Genomic DNA, 17,594 nt, shown 5'->3' on the forward strand with positions numbered 1-17,594 from the left:
CGGAGAGGGCCCGTGCCCGACTATTCCAGCGCTAGGATATCGGCATGGAACCGAGCCTGACCGCCGCCGAACTGACCCTGCTCGGACTGCTCGTGGAGCAGCCCCGGCACGGGTACCAGCTGGAAGCCGTGATCGCCGAGCGCGGCATGCGGGAGTGGACCGAGGTCGGCTTCAGCTCGATCTACTACCTGCTGACGAAGCTCCGCGAGCGCGGGCTGATCGAGCAGGTCGAGGGCTCCGCCGACCCGGGCGACAAACGGCGCAAGGTGTTCGGCGCGACCGCCGAGGGGCGGCGGGCCTGCGCGGCGGCCGCCGAGGAGGCGATCGCCGAACTCCACCCGCTCTTCCCGCGCGTCCTGGTCGGCCTCGCCAACCGGCCCGCCGTCGACCACGACCGGCTGCTCGACGCCCTGGAACGGCGCGCCCGGGCACTCGCCGAACGGATCGCCGAGGTGACGAGGGCCGAGGCCGCCGGGCCGGCCGCGCCCGAGTTCGTGCGCGCGATCTTCGACTACTCGCTCAGCCAACTACGGGCCGAACAGGCCTGGTTGGACCGCTACCGGGCATCGCTGGGCGACGCCCGACAGAACGGAGGCTCGCAGCGCATGGCGCCGTACGACGTCAAGAAGGACCTGAAAGCGCTCTACGCGCCCAGGAACACCGCCTGGGAGGTGATCGACGTCCCCGCGCAGCAGTTCCTCGCCGTCGACGGCACCGGGAACCCCAACACCGCCCCCGCGTACGCCGCCGCCGTCGAGGCGCTCTACGCCGTCGCCTACACCCTGAAGTTCGCGGCCAAGAGCACCGCCGAGGGCGGCGACTTCGTGGTCGGCCCGCTGGAGGGCCTGTGGTGGGCCGAGAAGCCCGAGGCGTTCACCGACCGGGCGAAGGACACCTGGAACTGGACCATGCTGATCAGCCTGCCCGACCGGATCACCGAGCAGATGATCGACGACGCCCGGCAGGTCGCACTCGCCAAGAAGAGACTCCCGACGATCGACCGGGTCCGCCGGCTCACCCTGCACGAAGGCCCGAGCGCCCAACTGCTCCACCTCGGCCCCTACGACGACGAAGCACCCGCCCTCCACGACCTCCACCACGCCTACCTGCCCGCCCACTCCCTGCGCCCCACCCACAAGCACCACGAGATCTACCTCGGCGACCCCCGCAGGACCGCCCCCGAAAAGCTCAGAACCGTCCTCCGCCAGCCGGTCGGACCCGCCGCCGCGCCCTGAGCCCGGACGACGGGGGAGTGGGCCCGAGGGCGCTACGCGGTGCGGATGCGTCGGACCAGGTCGGCGGCGGTCTCCGGCCAGTGCGGGTGGTGGAAGTCGAAGCCGGCCGCCAGCAGGCGGCCCGGGAGGACGCGGCGGCTCTTGAGGAGCAGTTCGGTGTCCGACCGGACGGCGAACGCGCCGAGTTCGGCCATCCAGCGGGTCGCGGGGAGGCCCACCGGGATGCCCCGGGCCGTCCGGATCGCCCGGAAGAAGTCGCGGTACGGGACGGGGTTGGGGGAGGAGAGGTTCACCGGCCCGTCGAGCTCGTCGCGCTCGATCAGGAAGTCGAGGGAGCGGACCAGGTCGTCGCCGTGGATCCACGACATGTACTGGCGCCCGCCCGCGACCGGCCCGCCGAGGCCCAGCCGGGCCAGCCGCAACATGAGGTCGAACGCGCCGCCCCGGCCCGGGCTCATCACCATCGCGGTCCGCAGCGCGACCTTGCGGGTGTGCGGCGTGTCGGCGTCCTGCTGCGCCTGCTCCCAGGCCTTGGCGATGTCGACGCTGTAGGCCCAGTACCCCGGCACGCCCGGCTCGTCGCCGCCGATCAGGCCGGTGGCCTCGTCGTTGCCCGCGTCGAAGCGGTGGGCGTAGATGGTGGCGGTGCTCATCTGGAGCCAGAGCTTCGGCGGCCGGGCGGCCGCCGTGATCGCCTCGCCCACCACCCGGGTGGACTGCACCCGCGAGTCCATCATGGACCGCAGATTCGCCTCGGTGTAACGGCAGTTGACGCTCCGCCCGGCGAGATTGACCACCACGTCGCACCCGTCGATCTCCTCGGCCCACTCGCCGAGCGTCCGCCCGTCCCAGCGGACCTCCCCGTGCCCCGGCCGCCTGCTCAGGACCACCACCCGGTGTCCGGCGGCGGTCCACTCCCGTTCCAGCAGCCGGCCCACGTTCCCGGTGCCCCCGGGCAGCACGATCTTCATCAGAACCCTCCCCTTGGATGGTGCAGGGGTGAGCCCAGCGAAAAGTGAACACGTTCAAAAGCTGCGTCCGCCGTGGCCAGGGGCGGTGGGCGGAGGCCCCCGTCCGCGGAGGCCCCCGGCCGTGGAGGGCGTCAGGCCGCCGAGGCGGCGGGCTCCTGCGGAATCCCGAACACCTCGTCGAAGCCGAGCGAACGGGCCACCGGCACCAGCAGGTACGGCGTGCCCGACCCGGCCGGGGACGCGGGCCCGACCCGGCCGCGGCCGAGCGCCTCGTGCGGGTCGAGGAGGTCGAGATTGTCGAAGACGTAGTACAGGGGCAGCTGCGTCCAGGCGACGAGCTGCAGGTGCGCCACGACCGCCGCCCGCTCCACGACGTGCCGCCGACTGGCCGCGCTGGTCATGCTGCCCTTGCAGTCGAGCAGGACGATCCGCCCGTCCCGCGCGGCGATGAGGTCCGGCGTCCACCGGAGGGAACTGTTCGTCGCACGCAACGCCCGCCGGATCGGCTCCCCCATGATCCCCTGGCCCCATGCGCTCACGGACCACCGGCGGTTCTCGAGTTCCTGGGCGACACGCCGCTCGTGGGCGTCGCCAATGGCTTTCCTTGCCTGAAAGCTCGCCATGCAAGGAGTTTGACGCAGCATCACCCCGCCGAAACGACCGCCATTCCGCCACCGACCGTGTTCGGCCACCGCCCGCACCGGCCACCGCCCGTACCGGCCCGCGCCCGCCGACTCGCCGGTCAGGACGTCCGCCAGGCGGCCGTGTCGGCCAGCACCCGCAGCTGCTCCCGCACTTCGGCGGGTACCGGCAGGCCGTCCAGGACGGCTGCCGCCTGTTCGTACCGTTCGGTGATCATGCGTTCGACGGCCCGGTCCGCGCCGGTGTCCCGCAGGAGTGCCCGCAGTCGTCCCGCGTCCTCCTCGTCCAGCCGGGAGTTGCCGTACAGGGCGTGCAGCAGCGGCGCCCGGGCGGGGGTGACGGACCGGCGGGCGAGGCTGACGAGGACGGTGTGCTTGCCCTCGCGCAGGTCGTCGAGGGCGGGCTTGCCGGTCTGCTCGGGGCGGCCGAACGCGCCGAGCAGGTCGTCGCGCAGCTGGAACGCCTCTCCCAGCGGCAGCGCGAACGCGCTCAGCCGGTGCTGGAACGTCTCGTCCGCCCCGGCGAGGGCGGCGCCGAGCTGGAGCGGCCGCTCGCAGGTGTACTTGGCGGTCTTGTAGCGGATCACGGTCAGCGCCGGCCCGGTGTCGGCGGTGGGCAGGCCCGTCGCGATCAGGTCGAGGAACTGGCCGTACATGACCTCCTCGCGCATCAGCCCGACGAGCGGCCGCAGGCGGGCGGCGGCGGCCGGGTCCGGGCCGTGCACGGGATCCTGGAGGAGCTCGTCGGACCAGAGCAGCGCGAGGTCCCCGGCGAGGATCGCGGCGCCGGCGCCGACGGCGTCCGCCAGCTCCCGGGAGCGGCCCGCCCGGTACCGGGCGGCCAGGGCCCGCTGCACCGTCGGCTGCCCGCGCCGGGTGGCGGAGTCGTCCATCACGTCGTCGTGGAGCAGGCAGAACGCGTGGAACATCTCCAACGCCGCCCCCACCTGCACCGCCCGGTCGAGCCCCCGCGCGCCCGTGCCGCCGGCCGCCTGCCAGCCCAGCACGCACAGCAGCGGACGGATTCGCTTGCCGCCCGCCCCGACGAAGGCCGCCAGGGCGACCGGCACGTCGTCGGGCAGCCCGGCCCGGCGGGCCTCGGCGGCCTTGCGGTCGACGAACGCGTCGAGCACCCCGTCCACCCGCCGCCGCACCTCGTCCAGCCCGGGCCGCCGCCACGGGGGCCGGGGCGTCGAGGGGGCTGGGGCTGTGCGGGCCGTTCCGTCGGAGGCCACGGGAGGTCACCAGATTTCGCCGGGGCGGCCACTCACCCCGCGCACGCCTCGGGCGCACCGTCCGGGGCGTGGCCCACGGGGCTCCTACCCGCCGGCCCCAACACCGAACCGGATGCCGGACATTGGACACCGGGGGGGTCGGATCAGCGCGGGTCCGCGCCGGACGGGTCGAGGTGCGCGACGATGACGAAGTTGTCCACCGCCGGGGAGTTGTCGGGCCGCTCCAGGCAGGTCAGCACCACCAGCCGGCCGGGCACGTCGGCCCAGATCGCGTCCGCGTCCGGCAGCTCGGCCTTCGGGACGGCGGTGGCCCCGTCGACCACGTAGCGGACGCCCCCTGCGAAGACGGCCGCGCCCGGTGCGACCTTCGACGTGCCGGTCTCCGGGGCGAACAGGTAGTTGCCGGGGCCGACCGCACCCCACCGGAGCGAGTGCATCGCCACGTACACCGTGCCCGTCGCGGGTGAAGTCGGGGCGCCGAGGTTGACGATCAGGAAGGCGGAGGCGAACCCGGGCGGCACCACCGACCCCGCGACCTCGTTCATCGTCCCCAGCGGCACGTCCAGCCCGACCGACGGAACGACGAACCGGCCCGCGCCCTCCGGCTTCGCGTCCTGCTGCTGCCGCTGCTGCGGGGCCAGACCCCCGCCGGGGTCGAGCTGGACGGGCCTGCCGTTCATGTCCACGCCCGCCGGCGCGGCCCGCCCGGGGTGGGGGCCGAGGGCGCTGCGGCCCAGCAGCGCGGCGCCGGCCAGCGACGCCGCGATCAGCAGTGGCAACAGCCGGCCGGCCCGCCGCGACCGGCCGCTGCCGGGGGCGTCGTCGTGGCGTTCCGCGGTCATGGGCGCTGCTCCTCCTCCGGGGTGGGGACGGCGCCGCCCGCCGGCCCCGGAGGGTCGGCGGGCGGCGCACCGGACGCGTTCGCTGCCTCAGCGGCGGCTCCGGCGGCGCAGCGCGACGGTGGTCAGGCCCGCGGCGGTCACCAGCAGCGCCACCGCGCCGGCGGCCTGCCACGCCGTGGACGGCGCGCCGGCGGTGTCGGCCGGCGACCCGCCGGTGTCGACCGCCGGGCCCCCGGGGCGCTGGTGGCCCGGAGACTTGGTGGGCTCGGGAGTCGGCTTCGGCGTCGGGGTGGGCGTGGGACCGGCCGCGACGATCGGCAGCGAGGTGCTCGCCGGGTCGGAGGTGGCCCTGGCCCCGTCGGGGCCCACGCCGGAGGCGGTGGCCGTGTTCCGCAGCGACCCGCCGCCGGCGATGTCGGCCTCGGTGACCGTGTACGTCGCGGTGCAGTGGGTGGACGCTCCCACCGGGAGGGTGTCGCCCAGCGCGGTGGGGGAGCAGGTGATCGGGCCGAGCGTCCCACTGCCGGAGAACCCGGTCTCGTCGACCGTCAGCCCGCCCAGCGGCACGTTGCCGGTGTTGGTCACGTCGTAGCGGTAGGTCACCACGTCACCGGCCGCGGTGAGCTCGTCGATCGGCCGCCCGTCGTCGTCCGTGGCGGTCGCCGTCTTGGCGAGCGACACGCCCGGGGCCTGCCCGGAGACGACGATGGTGTACTGGCGGGTCGCGGTGCCGTCGACCGGGTCCGAGACCTGGACGGTGAAGGTGTAGCTGCCGGGGGTGGTCGGGGTGCCGGTGATCGTCCCGTCCGGGTTCAGCGTCAGCCCCGGCGGGAAGTCGCCGGCGACGACCGTCCAGGTGAACTCCGGGTTCGGGTTCTCGGTGACCGCCTCGACCACGTCCGAGTAGCCGACGCCGACCGTCCCGTCCTTCAGCCGGGGGGTGATGACGCACGGCGGCTGGGTCAGGCCCCCGAACAGGTTCTGGTTCCACCCGGAGAAGGTGTTGCAGATCAACGTGGTGGTCGATGCGGCGCCGCTGTAGCCCGCCACGCCGTACCCCCAGAAGTCGCGCAGCGGCGGCTGGACGGGGGAGCGGTCGATGTCGTTGTACGAGATGACGATGTCGGTGCCGCCGGTGACGTTGATCCCGATGTCCGCGCCGTTCGGGCCGGTGAACGTGTTGTGGTCGACGGTCACGTTGTCCGCGGTGAACAGCAGCATCCCGGTGGAGCTGCTCACCGAGTTGTTGGCGGTGTACGTCACCACCGAGTTGTGGGTGAAGCTGCCGCTGGAGTTGAAGTACTGCACCGAGTTCTGCGCGATGTTGCCGGTGATCGGCGGCGCGGGCAGCGGGACGGTCTCGTCCGGCGGGCCCAGTGTGGAGCCGGTGACGTTCATGGTCGCGGCGCCGTTGGCGGTCAGGCCGTTCTTCTGGAAGTCCGACACCTTGACGTCGGTGACCGTCACGGTCTGCGGGCCTCCGGCGGTGGCGTCCACCGTGATGCCCTGGCCGAAGTTGTACGTCTGGTGCCGGGTGATGCCGGTGACCGTCACGTTCGACAGCGACCCCGACGCGGACAGGAACCTGATGCCGAAGAACGCCGCGTTCGTGGTGGAGTCGCCGGGCGCCCGGGGCAGGTAACTTCCCTGCACCGTCAGGTTCTTGATGGTCATCGTCGCGCCGGCATTGCTCACCACCGCGCCCAGCAGCGGGTTCGCCGGGGACGGGTCGGTCGCGGTGATCGTGTGGCCGCCGCCGTCGAGGGTGAAGCCGTCCGGGACGGTCAGGTTGTCCGTGGTGGCGCAGTGGCCGGTCAGGGTGATCGTCGTGCCCGAGGTGGTCGAGGCCGTGCACACCGTGCGGATGTCCACCGTCGCCGCCGAAGCGGGAGGCACCGACCACAGCGACGACCCCGCCACCACGACCCCGCCCAGAGCGGCAGCGCCCCACCAGCGACGCGAGCCGTGCCACCGCCCGCGTGTGTGCCGCCGTGAAGACCTGACAGCGGCGTCCGAATGTGACGCTCCGATCACCATCTGTGACCACCTCCCCCGGGAGGCTAGGACTCCGACAATCAGCTCGAATGCCAACACGCCGAACGCCCGGCGTCGGCGCGCACGATTCACCCGCCCGCCCGCCGCCCCGGAAGGACGGCGGGCGGGGCGTCGGCGGCCGTGCTACGGCCGGCGCTGCCGGGGGAGGCCCGTGCGTTCGTTCTGCAGGTCCCACAACTCCCTGAACCGGCCCGTCCGGTCGGCCACCAGCTCGGCGAAGGTGCCCTGTTGCAGCACCTTGCCGTCCTCCAGGACCAGGATCCGGTCGGCGACCGCCACGTTGGTGAGCCGGTGGGTGACCAGCACCACCGCCCGCTTCTCGGCGACCGCCCGCAGGTTCTGGAAGATCCGGTGCTCGGCGCGCGGGTCGAGCGCGGCGGTCGGCTCGTCCAGCACCAGCAGCCCGGCCTCGCGGTGGAACGCCCGGGCGATGGCCAGACGCTGCCACTGGCCGCCGGACAGCTCCTCGCCGCCCATCCACTCCACCGCCAGCAGGGTGGACAGGCCCCGGCGGAGCTTGGCGACCACGTCCGCCGCACCCGAGGCGTCCGCGGCGCGCAGCACCGCCTCGTCGCCCTCGGCGGTCGGCTGCCCCAGCGTGATGTTCTCCCGGCAGGTCATCGGCCAGCGCGCGTAGTCCTGCGGGACCACCGCGACCTGCCGCCACAGCGCGTGCGGATCGAGGTCGCGGGTGTCGCGCCCGTCCCAGCGCACCGAGCCGCCGTCCGGCAGGTAGAGGCCGGCCAGCAGCTTGGACAGGGTGGTCTTGCCGGAGCCGTTCTCGCCCACCAGGGCCAGGATCTCGCCGCGCGCCACGTGCAGGCTCACCCCGTCCAGCGCCCTGCGGTCGGACGCCGGGTAGGCGTACGAGAGGTCCTTCACCTCGATCCGGTCCGGCGCCCCGGGCGTCCCGGCGCCGCGGCGGGGACGGTGGCCGCCCGCCGTGTCGAGGAAGCTCGACCAGTCGTCCAGGTACATGCCGGTGCGGAACAGGTCCGCGCCGTAGCCGACGATGCCGCGCAGGCTGGTGCCCACCGCGGCCAGCGCGAACACCGCCGCACCGCCGCGCGGCAGGCTCATCCGGCCGGTGCTCACCAGCCACAGCATCGCCGCCCACACCAGCGCCGACCCGAGACCGGAGGCGACCGCCCCGACCACCGACACCCGGGCGCTCTTCATCGCCGCGGCCCGCGAGACGACGTTCAGCCGCCGCCCGACCTCGTCGTACTTGGCGAGCAGGAACTCGCCCATGGTGTCGGAGCGGACCTGGTCCGCATTGCGCTTGGTGTGGATGTACCAGCGCAGGTTCCCCAGCACCCGCCGATCGGCGATGGTGGCCCGGTTCGCCAGGAACTGCACCCGGGCGGAATGGACGGAGGCGATGCCCTGCGGCAGCGCGGCCAGCACCAGCAGCGGCAGCAGCGCCGGGTGGAGCACCGTCAGCACGCCCGCCGCGCCGAGCAGCGAGGCGAGCGAGGCCAGCAGGTTCTGCGCCTCGCCGACGATGTCGACGCAGACCTCGGCGCCGCGGTCGGCGGCGTCCAGCTCGTCGTTGTAGCCGGCGTGGTCGTACGCCGTCAGCTCCGCCGCCACGGTGGCGCGCAGCACCGCGGCCTCCGCCTCCCGGGAGATGCGCGGCGACAGGTGGATGGTGACGGTCCGGATCGTGATGCCCAGCAGGGCCCGGGCGCCCGCGGCCGCCGCGATCACCAGGATCGACGGCGCGGCACGGGTCAGCTTGTCGCCGACCGGGCCCGGGCCGAACAGCGCCGAGATGGTGCCCGTGGTCGCGAACAGGCCGGCCGCGCCCAGCACCGCGGACACGGCCTGACAGGCCAGCAGCAGCGCGACCGAGGTGCGGTCGATGCGCCAGCCGAGCCGGAAGGCGCGCACGACGAGCGTCGGCAGCCGGCGCGCCATCGCGTTGACGCCGATCGCCTCGATCGCCTCGACCCGGCGGCCGTCGGCCAGCCACGTCAGTTCCTCGTCGGCCGGCTCGGCCGACGTCGTCGTCGCACTCACGCGCCCACCTCCGGGCGGGCTGTCAGGGCCCCTCGGGCGGGCGGTCGGGGGCGGATGGTCGGGGTGGGGGAACAGGCCACGGATCCTCCAGACGCGAAGCGCTGCACGGACACACGGAAGCGCGGGCACGACTCGCCGAGGCACCCCAACTCGGCATGATCCAGGTCGAGTTGGCGATCCTCGTGCGAGTGGGCGGCGACCGATGATGGCGCTGTTCCGGCACCCCGTTCAAGCGGATTCCCGTCCGGGCGAGCCCGTGCCGAACCGGGACATTTCGATCCCCGTGCGCCTCGGCCGACCACCCCCGCGCCGGGCCGCCGGAGCGCCGCCGGACCGGGCCCGGCGCGACCGGGAACGCGTCACCGGGGCGGTCCGCCACGCTGCCCGAAGCCGCCGCCGGATTCACTCGTTCGGATTATTCGAGCGGGGGTCGGGCCCGCTACGGTCTGCGCATGCCGCCCGAGATCGCGCGCGGCCCGGACGCCCCCGCGGACGCGACCCCCTGAACACCCGGCCGGGCCGTCACCACAGGGCGCTCGCGATGCCCGCGCCCGCGAAGGAGAGGGCGGTGCCGAGCAGCACAGTGACCGTCAGGTACAGCCCGGAGAGGGCGAACCGGCGGATGGAGGCCAGGGTGAAGACCTCGTAGGAGAACGTCGACCAGGTGGACAGCGCCCCGCAGAAGCCGGTGGCGAGCAGGAGCGCGGGGTGGGTACCGAGGCGGCCGCGCAGGAAGGCCTCGGAGAGGAAGCCGAGCAGCAGGCAGGCGGCGGCGTTGGCGGTGAGCGTGCCGAACGGGAACGGGCTGTGCACGCGGGACTTGACGGCGACTCCGGTGAGGTAGCGGGCGGGCGCGCCGATCAGGCCGCCGGCCAGGACGAGCAGCCAGTCAGTGAGCACCCGCGGCCTCCTGGTGCGCCGGGACACCGACCACCGCGCGGGCCGCGAACACGCCGAGAGTGACGCCCGCCAACGCGGCCAGCACGGTGACCAGCAGGTAGACCACCGCGGTGCCGGGGGCGCCGCCGCGCACCAGCAGCCGGATGTTGTCGGTGTAGTGGGAGAACGTGGTGAACCCGCCGAGGAAGCCGGTGCCGAGCAGGGCGCCGACGAGCCGCTTCGCGCCGGGGAAGCGGTCCGCCAGCACCGTGAGCAGCGCGCCCATGGCCAGGCAGCCCACGGCGTTGATCAGCAGGATCGGCCAGGGGAACGCGGTGCCGGTGGTCGGCCAGAGCCGCTCGATCCCGTAGCGGGCCGCCGCGCCGAGCGCGCCCCCCACCCCGACCGCCGGCACCACCGGGAACCAGCCGCCCGGGGCGTGCTCGGAATGCGCGTGGCCGGGCGGCCGGACCGGGTGGTCCGCCGCGCCGAAGTACGGATTGGTCATCGGGAACGCGCCCTTCTTCGGGATCGAACGTGGGCCGTACAGGCGAACATCGGTGACCACCGACCGCCACGGCACCCGCCCGGACAGGCGTCCGGGCTAAACATGACTGCCGGACAGTTTCGGTGCACATCACCGTATTTCAGGTCATCCGGCCTTCCTGTGACCTCCAGGAGAAGACGTGACGCAAAGTGACCCCGATGGCTCCGGATCGGGCCCCGTGCCGATCCTGGAACGGGAGCCGCTGACGTACCTGGTCTCCTCGCTGCGCGGCGTCGGGCAGGTCGACCTGCAACCGCAGCTGCTCACCGGCGCGTTCATCCTGGCCGGGCTCTGGGCGGCCGGCTGGAGGACGGGGCTCTTCGCGACCCTCGGGACCCTGATCTCCACCGCCGCCGCCTACGCCTTCGACGTCGACCGCGGATCCATCTCCCAGGGCCTGCAAGGGTATTCGGGCTGCCTGACCGGCATCGCGCTGGTGACCTTCCTCGGCCACCACGTCGCCACCTACATCCTCACGGTCGTCGGGTGCGTGGTGTGCACCGTCCTCACCGCCACCCTCGCCGTGCTGGCCAAGCCCTACGGCCTGACGCCGCTGACCGCGCCGTTCTGCCTGGTCTCCGGGGTGATGGTGCTCGGCGCGCCGTCCTTCGCCCGGATCTGGCACGGCGCCCCGGCACCGGCGGCCAACCCGACCGTGGGCGACACCGGCATCACGTTCTCCGACCTGTGGCACGCCTTCTTCACCAACGTCTCCCAGATCTTCCTGGTGAACAGCTGGTACGTCGGCCTGATCATGCTGGTCGGCCTGGCCTGCGCGGGGGTACGGGTGGTGCTCGCCGCGGCGCTCGGAAGCATCGCCGGGATCGTCGCCGCCTGGGCGCTCGGCGCGCCCACCGCGCAGATCGCCGACGGCATCTACGGCTACAACGCGGTCCTGGTCGCCATCGCCGTCGGCGCGGTCTTCCTCGCCGGCACCCCGTGGAACGCGGGCTACGCGCTGTTCGGCGCCGCCCTGTCCACCGGCCTGACCGCCGCGATCACCTCGCTCTTCAAACCCTTCCACGGCCACACGTTCACCTGGCCGTTCATCCTCACCACCTGGGCGCTGATGGCCGCCGTCCCACTGCTGCCCAGACTGCGCCCCGCCCCCGCGGGCTGACGCCCCGCCGCCGTACGACCCCGGCGCCGGGGCAGGGCGGCCCGCAGCCCCAGCACCCGCCGGCCGTCCGGCGCCCGGCGACACACGCGCAGCCACCGTCCCCCCACCCAGACCGAACCCCCGTTCCGAGGAAGGCGTCCCCGATGAACCTCGCCCCCCGCGAGATCGACAAGCTCGTCGTCTACGTGGTCGCGGACCTGGCCCGCAAACGCCAGGGCCGCGGCCTCAAGCTGAACTACAGCGAAGCGGTCGCCCTGATCACCGAGGCGATCCTGGAAGCCGCCCGGGACGGCAAGTCCGTCGCGGACTGCATGGAACTCGGCCGGCACGTCATCGGCCCGGACGCCTGCATGGACGGGGTGCGGCAGATGCTGCCGCTGCTCCAGGTCGAGGCGTCCTTCGTGGACGGCACCAAGCTGGTCTCGGTGCACGACCCCATCGGCGGCTGACCGGTGGCCGACCGCATCCGGGTGCTCGCGGTCTGCGGCCACGAAGCCGCCGGCGGCGCAGCCCTGCACCACCTCACCGGCCCGGACACCGCGGTGGTCGGCACCGGCCGCGCACTGTACCGGGCCCTCGCCGCCGACCCCGCCCGGCAGGGCGTCGCGGTCGTCCCGATGACCCTGGGCCGCGACCCCGAACTGGTCGCGGACACCGCCCGAACCGTCCGGGCCCTGCCACCCGACCTGCGCGGCGGCGTCGCCGTCGCCGCGCCCTTCGGCACGTCCGAACACCTGGTCGGCTGGCTGCGGGCCGCCGCCGCGACCGTCCCCACCGCCGCCGCGCTGCTGCTCACCGCGCCCGGCGCCGACCCGTACCAGGACGCCGAGCTGTTCCGGGTCGCCCACCTGGTGCAGCGGCACGGCCGGCACCGGCTGGTGGAGACCGCGCTGCTCGGCGACGACCTCGACGCCGGCGAGGGCGTGCGGCGCTGCGCCCTGCTCGGGGCGCGTGCGGTCGCGGTGCTGTCCGCGTCCTTCCTGCCGCCCGGGCGGGCCACGGCCCCTGACGGCGTGTCGGTCACCGACGCCGGGCCGCTGCTCGGCCCCGCCGCCCTGGCCGCGGTGCTGTCCGCGCGGGCCGCCGACGCCGTGCGGCGGCTGCGCGAGAACCGGGACGACGGGATCGGGCGGGCGCTGGTCGCCGCCGACGGGCACGGCCTCGCCCACACCCACGGGCCCGGCGCGGACCACGACCACCACCACGGACCCGGTGACCACGAGCACCACCACCGGCACGGCCCGGGGGAGGGCCGGTCCCCCGACCACTCCCCGCAGGCGCAGCACACCCACTCGTCCCCGGATGCCCGTCCCCTCGCGGCGACGGGTGCAAGGAGTCACCAGTGACATTCGGCAAGTATCTGTACGGCGATGGACAGATCGAGATCAACGCGGGCCGACGGACCGTCAAGGTCGAGGTGGTCAACACCGGCGACCGGGCGGTGCAGGTCGGTTCGCACTACCACTTCTTCGAGGTCAACCCGGCGCTGCGGTTCGACCGCGACAAGACGCTCGGCATGCACCTGAACATCCCGGCCGGCACCTCGGTGCGGATCGAGCCGGGCGGCACCCGCGAGGTCGAGCTGTGCGAGTACGGCGGCACCGGCCGGCTGGTCGGCTTCAGCGGCCTGCTGAACGGCTCCGTCGTCTCGCACCCCGCCCGGATCGAGGCCTTCCACCGCGCTCTGGAACTCGGCTTCCAGGGCGCCCGGGCACAGCAGGACGCACCGCAGAACCCCACGAAGAAGAAGGGCGCCCACTGATGCCGACCCTGTCCCGCCAGCAGTACACCGACATGTTCGGGCCGACGGTCGGCGACCGGTTCCAACTCGCCGACACCAACCTGATCGTGGAGGTGGAGAAGGACTTCAGCGAGGGCCTGTACGGCGACGAGATCGTGTACGGCGGCGGCAAGTCGATGCGCGACGGCATGGGCTCCGACCCGCAGGCCACCGCCGCCCAGGGCGCACTGGACACGGTGATCACCAACGTGGTGGTGATCGATCCGATCCTCGGCGTGGTCAAGTGCGACATCGGCATCAAGGACGGCTTCATCGCGGGCATCGGCAAGTCCGGCAACCCGCAGACCCAGAACAACGTGCACCCGGACCTGGTGGTGGGGCCCGGCACCGAGGCGATCTCGGGCGAGCACCTGATCGCCACCGCGGGGGCGATCGACGCCCACGTCCACCTGATCTCGCCGCAGCAGGCGCAGCAGGCGCTGACCAACGGCATCACGACGCTGATCGGCGGCGGCACCGGCCCGGCGGACGGGACGAACGGCACCACCTGCACACCGGGCCCGTTCAACATCGCGCGGTTCCTGCAGGCGTGCGAGGAAGTGCCGGTCAACATCGGCATCATGGGCAAGGGCAACGGCAGCCTGCCCGGCGCACTGGACGAGCAACTGGCCGCAGGGGCCTGCGCGTTGAAGGTGCACGAGGACTGGGGCGCGACGCCGGCGGTGATCGACAACGCGTTGAGCGTGGCGGACCGGCACGACGTGCAGGTGGCGATCCACACCGACAGCCTGAACGAGTCCGGCTTCTTCGAGGACACCCGTTCGGCGATCGACGGCCGCACCATCCACACCTTCCACTCCGAGGGCGCGGGCGGCGGGCACGCCCCCGACATCCTGCGGGTCACCGGCGAGCCCAACATCCTGCCGTCCTCCACCAACCCGACGCTGCCCTACACCAAGAACTCGGTGGACGAGCTGCTGGACATGGTGATGGTCTGCCACCACCTGAACCACGACATCCCGGAGGACGTGTCCTTCGCCGACAGCCGGGTCCGGGCCGAGACCATCGCCGCCGAATCGGTGCTGCACGACCTCGGCGTGATCAGCATGTTCTCCTCCGACTCGCAGGCGATGGGCCGGGTCGGCGAGTCCGTGACCCGGGCCTTCCAGACCGCGCACCACTGCAAGGACAAGCGCGGCCCGCTCGACGGCGACAGCGCCCGCAACGACAACCAGCGGGTGCTGCGCTTCCTGGCCAAGGTCACCATCAACCCGGCCATCGCGACCGGCATTTCGGACTACGTGGGTTCGCTGGAGGCGGGCAAGCTGGCCGACATCGTGCTCTGGCCGATCCACTCCTTCGCCGCCAAACCCAAGATGATCATCAAGGGCGGGATCATCTCCTGGGCGCAGATGGGCGACCCCAACGCATCCCTGCCCACCCCGCAGCCGGTGATCTACCGGCCGATGTTCGGTCAGTTCGGCCGCGCCCAGCAGGCCACCCACGTCACGTTCATGTCGCAGGCCGGGATCGCCGCCGGCGTCCCCGAGGAGCTCGGCCTGCACCGCACGGTGCTGCCGGTGCGCGGCACCCGCGTCATCGGCAAGCACAACATGGTCCGCAACAACGCGCTGCCCAAGGTCGCGGTGGACCCGGAGACCTTCAAGGTCACCCTGGACGGCGAGGTCGCCACCATCGAGCCCGCCGAATCGCTGCCGCTCAACCACCTGTACTTCGTGGTGTAGCGGATGCTCCCCAGCCCGGACCGGAACCCGGACCGCACCGGGCAGTCCCCCGAGCAGCAGCTTGGGGGACTGCCCGCCCTGCTGGCCGGCCTGCAACTCGCCGACTCCGCCTTCCCGAGCGGCTTCTACACCCTCTCGCACAGCCTGGAGGGCTACGCACAGGCCCGCGCCGTCACCCCCGACACCCTGCCCGCGCTGCTCGCCGACCTGCTCCGGCACGCCGTCGGACCCGGCGACGCCACCGCCCTGGCACTCGCCCACCGGGCCGCCACCGACGGCGAGTTGCAGGCCGTCGCGCAGGTCGACCGGCGGCTGCACGCGGGCAAGCTGAGCCGCGAGATCCGCCAGGCCGCCACCCGCACCGGCCGCCAACTGCTCGACCTGGCCGCCGAGGTCTTCGACCGGCCCGTGATCGCCGACTACCTGCGGCTGGTGACGGACCGCCGGGTCCCGGGCTGTCAGGCCGTCGCCGCCGGCGTGGTGTACGCCGCCGCCGGCGTCCCCGCCGCCCACGCGGTGGCCGCCGACCTGTTCGCGTTCAGCGCCAGCTTCGCCGGGGCCGCCCTGCGGCTGCGGCTCACGGACCACCGCAAGGCCCAGGTGCTGCTGCGCGGCGCCGCCCCCGTCATCGAGGAGACCGTGCGGGCCGCACTGCACCGGGAAGCGGCCGACCTCGGCTCGACCGCCTTCGCGTCGGACATCATGTCCGGCCGTCACGAGCGCGCCGAGGCCCGCCTGTTCGCCAGCTGACCGAACGCCACCCGGGCCGGCGGGCCCGGGGAACGGCCGGGGCGGCCGCCGGACGGCACACCGCCCCGCACACCACCCACCACCGGCCGGACCAGCGGATCGACGACGACCCGGAAGCGGCCCCGTACAGCCCAAGGAGCACAGTGGACGACAACGTACTGCGGATCGGGATCGGCGGGCCGGTCGGCTCCGGCAAGACCGCGCTGATCGAGGCGCTGGTGCCGGTCCTGGTCGCGCGGGGCCACCGGCCCGCCGTGATCACCAACGACATCTACACCCAGGAGGACGCCCAGCACGTCCGCCGCACCCTGGCCGGCATCCTCGACCCCGACCTGGTGGTCGGCGTGGAGACCGGAGCGTGCCCGCACACCGCCGTCCGCGACGACCCGACGATGAACCTGGCGGCCGGCGCGGAACTCCTCGAACGCTTCCCCGAGGTCGACACCCTGCTGTACGAATCCGGCGGCGACAACCTGACCCTGACCTTCAGCCCCGCCCTGGTCGACGTCTTCGTGTTCGTCCTCGACACCGCCGAGGGCGAGAAGATGCCCCGCAAGCGCGGCCCCGGCATCACCGAGTCCGACCTGCTGGTCATCAACAAGATCGACATCGCGCAGTACGTCCGCACCGACATCGGCGTGATGGAGTCCGACGCGCACAAGGTCCGCGACGGCCGGCCCGTGATCCTCACCAACTCCCTCGACGGCACCGGCATCGAGGACCTCGCCGCGTTCCTGGGCGGCCGCCGCAAGGCGCTGATCTGACATGACCTCCGCCCCGCCCCGGCCGACCGTGACCACCGACCGCCCCGACCCGGCCGACCGGGCGCCGGACCCCGCGCCCCCCGACCCGGCCCACGCCGCACGCCGCCCGGCGGTCGACCGGCTCGACCCGGCGCACTGGAGCACCGGCCGCCTCCCCGCCGAGGTGGCCGGCTGGGCCGCACGCCCCGACACCCTCCCGCCGGGCTCGCCCGCCAAGGTCGGCATCCTCGACCTGGCCTTCCAGGTGCGCGCAGGCCGCACCGAACTCGTCGAGCGCTACCAGAAGACCCCGCTGCAGATCATGCGCCCGCTGCGGATCGACACCGCCCGCCCCGGCGACGCCTACCTCTTCCTGATGGCCACCGGCGGCGGCATCACCCAGGCCGACCGCTACCGGATCGACGTGCACTGCGGCCCCGGCACCCGCGTCCACCTCACCACGCAGGCCGCCACCAAGGTGTTCCGGATGGAACAGGACTACGCGAGCCAACTCGTCCACCTGACCGCCGAACACGGCGCGTACCTGGAGTACCTGCCCGACCCGCTGATCCCGTTCCGCGACGCCCGCTACTACCAGCGCACCACCGTCACCGTCGCCCCCGGCGCGACCGCGGTGCTCGGCGAGACCCTCACCGCCGGACGGCTCGCCCGCGGCGAACGCCACGACTACCGCGTCGTCGCCACCGACCTGGAGATCACCCGGCCCGACGGCACCCTGCTCGCCGTCGACACCCAGCGGCTGGTCCCCGACGGCGACCGACGCACCGTCACCGGCCCCGCCGTGTTCGCCGGACACGACCACCTCGCCACCCTGTTCGTGGTCAGCGACCTGCGCCCCGCCGGCGAGATCGCCGACACCCTGCACCGCGCCCTCGACGGCCGGTGCCCCACCTACGGCGTCTCCACCCTCCCCGAGGAGTCCGGCGCCTGGCTGCGCCTGCTCGACGACAGCCCGATCCGCACCGCGGCCGCCCTCGACGCCGCCTGGCGGGCCGTCCGCCTGCTGCTCACCGGCACGCCCGCGCCGCCCCTGCGCAAGACCTGAGC

The 17,594-nt window shown here is 73.5% G+C and carries 17 protein-coding genes; 9 read left to right on the forward strand and 8 right to left on the reverse strand.

All coding sequences use genetic code 11. The features are described from left to right. Positions 1-44: 44 nt before the first annotated feature. Positions 45-1,235: a GyrI-like domain-containing protein gene (locus ACFV4P_RS22400; protein WP_380473636.1), complete on the forward strand. Its 1,191-nt coding sequence runs from the start codon at positions 45-47 to the stop codon at positions 1,233-1,235. Positions 1,236-1,267: 32 nt separating this feature from the next. Here the strand turns inward: ACFV4P_RS22400 and ACFV4P_RS22405 are convergent, their stop codons facing one another. The 8 genes from ACFV4P_RS22405 to ACFV4P_RS22440 all read right to left on the reverse strand — a co-directional run bounded on the left by ACFV4P_RS22405 (position 1,268) and on the right by ACFV4P_RS22440 (position 10,388). Further along, complete coding sequence (locus tag ACFV4P_RS22405; RefSeq protein WP_380473638.1) at positions 1,268-2,206, reverse strand: TIGR01777 family oxidoreductase; 939 nt, start codon at positions 2,204-2,206, stop codon at positions 1,268-1,270. A 131-nt stretch (positions 2,207-2,337) separates the two neighbouring features. Beyond that, positions 2,338-2,721 (reverse strand): hypothetical protein, encoded by a 384-nt coding sequence (locus tag ACFV4P_RS22410; RefSeq protein WP_380473639.1) that lies wholly within the window; start codon positions 2,719-2,721, stop codon positions 2,338-2,340. Between the two features lie 227 nt (positions 2,722-2,948). Continuing rightward, a complete protein-coding gene (locus ACFV4P_RS22415) occupies positions 2,949-3,989 on the reverse strand; it encodes a polyprenyl synthetase family protein (RefSeq protein WP_380473641.1) in 1,041 nt (346 codons plus the stop codon). 236 nt (positions 3,990-4,225) lie between these two features. Continuing rightward, a complete protein-coding gene (locus ACFV4P_RS22420; protein WP_380473643.1) occupies positions 4,226-4,924 on the reverse strand; it encodes a class F sortase in 699 nt (232 codons plus the stop codon). A gap of 87 nt (positions 4,925-5,011) precedes the next feature. After that, positions 5,012-6,820, reverse strand: coding sequence for a putative Ig domain-containing protein (locus ACFV4P_RS22425; protein WP_380473644.1), 1,809 nt, complete (start codon positions 6,818-6,820; stop codon positions 5,012-5,014). A 282-nt stretch (positions 6,821-7,102) separates the two neighbouring features. Beyond that, positions 7,103-9,001, reverse strand: a complete 1,899-nt coding sequence (locus ACFV4P_RS22430; protein WP_380473646.1) for an ABC transporter ATP-binding protein — start codon at positions 8,999-9,001, stop codon at positions 7,103-7,105. 522 nt (positions 9,002-9,523) lie between these two features. Beyond that, complete coding sequence (locus ACFV4P_RS22435; protein ID WP_380473648.1) at positions 9,524-9,901, reverse strand: fluoride efflux transporter FluC; 378 nt, start codon at positions 9,899-9,901, stop codon at positions 9,524-9,526. Beyond that, positions 9,891-10,388, reverse strand: a complete 498-nt coding sequence (locus ACFV4P_RS22440) for a fluoride efflux transporter FluC (protein ID WP_380473650.1) — start codon at positions 10,386-10,388, stop codon at positions 9,891-9,893. The genes ACFV4P_RS22435 and ACFV4P_RS22440 overlap by 11 nt, the downstream gene beginning before the upstream one ends. Before the next feature lie 217 nt (positions 10,389-10,605). On the opposite strand from ACFV4P_RS22440, the gene ACFV4P_RS22445 reads away from it, so the two are divergent. The 8 genes from ACFV4P_RS22445 to ACFV4P_RS22480 all read left to right on the forward strand — a co-directional run bounded on the left by ACFV4P_RS22445 (position 10,606) and on the right by ACFV4P_RS22480 (position 17,592). After that, a complete protein-coding gene (locus ACFV4P_RS22445) occupies positions 10,606-11,547 on the forward strand; it encodes an urea transporter (RefSeq protein ID WP_380473652.1) in 942 nt (313 codons plus the stop codon). Between the two features lie 143 nt (positions 11,548-11,690). Next, entirely contained in the window at positions 11,691-11,996 is a 306-nt protein-coding gene (locus ACFV4P_RS22450) for an urease subunit gamma (RefSeq protein ID WP_380473654.1), read from the forward strand. Positions 11,997-11,999: 3 nt separating this feature from the next. Beyond that, a complete protein-coding gene (locus tag ACFV4P_RS22455) occupies positions 12,000-12,893 on the forward strand; it encodes a cobalamin biosynthesis protein CbiX (protein WP_380473656.1) in 894 nt (297 codons plus the stop codon). Next, on the forward strand, positions 12,890-13,309 hold the full coding sequence (locus tag ACFV4P_RS22460) for an urease subunit beta (protein WP_380473658.1): 420 nt from the start codon (positions 12,890-12,892) through the stop codon (positions 13,307-13,309). Before ACFV4P_RS22455 ends, ACFV4P_RS22460 begins: the two co-directional genes overlap by 4 nt. After that, positions 13,309-15,033 carry an urease subunit alpha gene (gene ureC / locus ACFV4P_RS22465; protein ID WP_380473660.1) on the forward strand — a complete coding sequence of 575 codons (1,725 nt, stop codon included), beginning with the start codon at positions 13,309-13,311 and terminating at the stop codon, positions 15,031-15,033. Before ACFV4P_RS22460 ends, ureC begins: the two co-directional genes overlap by 1 nt. Before the next feature lie 3 nt (positions 15,034-15,036). Continuing rightward, positions 15,037-15,783 (forward strand): urease accessory protein UreF, encoded by a 747-nt coding sequence (locus ACFV4P_RS22470; RefSeq protein ID WP_380473662.1) that lies wholly within the window; start codon positions 15,037-15,039, stop codon positions 15,781-15,783. Between the two features lie 143 nt (positions 15,784-15,926). Then, positions 15,927-16,547 (forward strand): urease accessory protein UreG, encoded by a 621-nt coding sequence (gene ureG / locus ACFV4P_RS22475; protein WP_380473664.1) that lies wholly within the window; start codon positions 15,927-15,929, stop codon positions 16,545-16,547. Position 16,548: 1 nt separating this feature from the next. Next, complete coding sequence (locus ACFV4P_RS22480; RefSeq protein ID WP_380473666.1) at positions 16,549-17,592, forward strand: urease accessory protein UreD; 1,044 nt, start codon at positions 16,549-16,551, stop codon at positions 17,590-17,592. Positions 17,593-17,594 lie beyond the last annotated feature (2 nt).

The organism is Kitasatospora sp. NPDC059795, from assembly GCF_042732175.1.
Lineage (GTDB): Bacteria > Actinomycetota > Actinomycetes > Streptomycetales > Streptomycetaceae > Kitasatospora.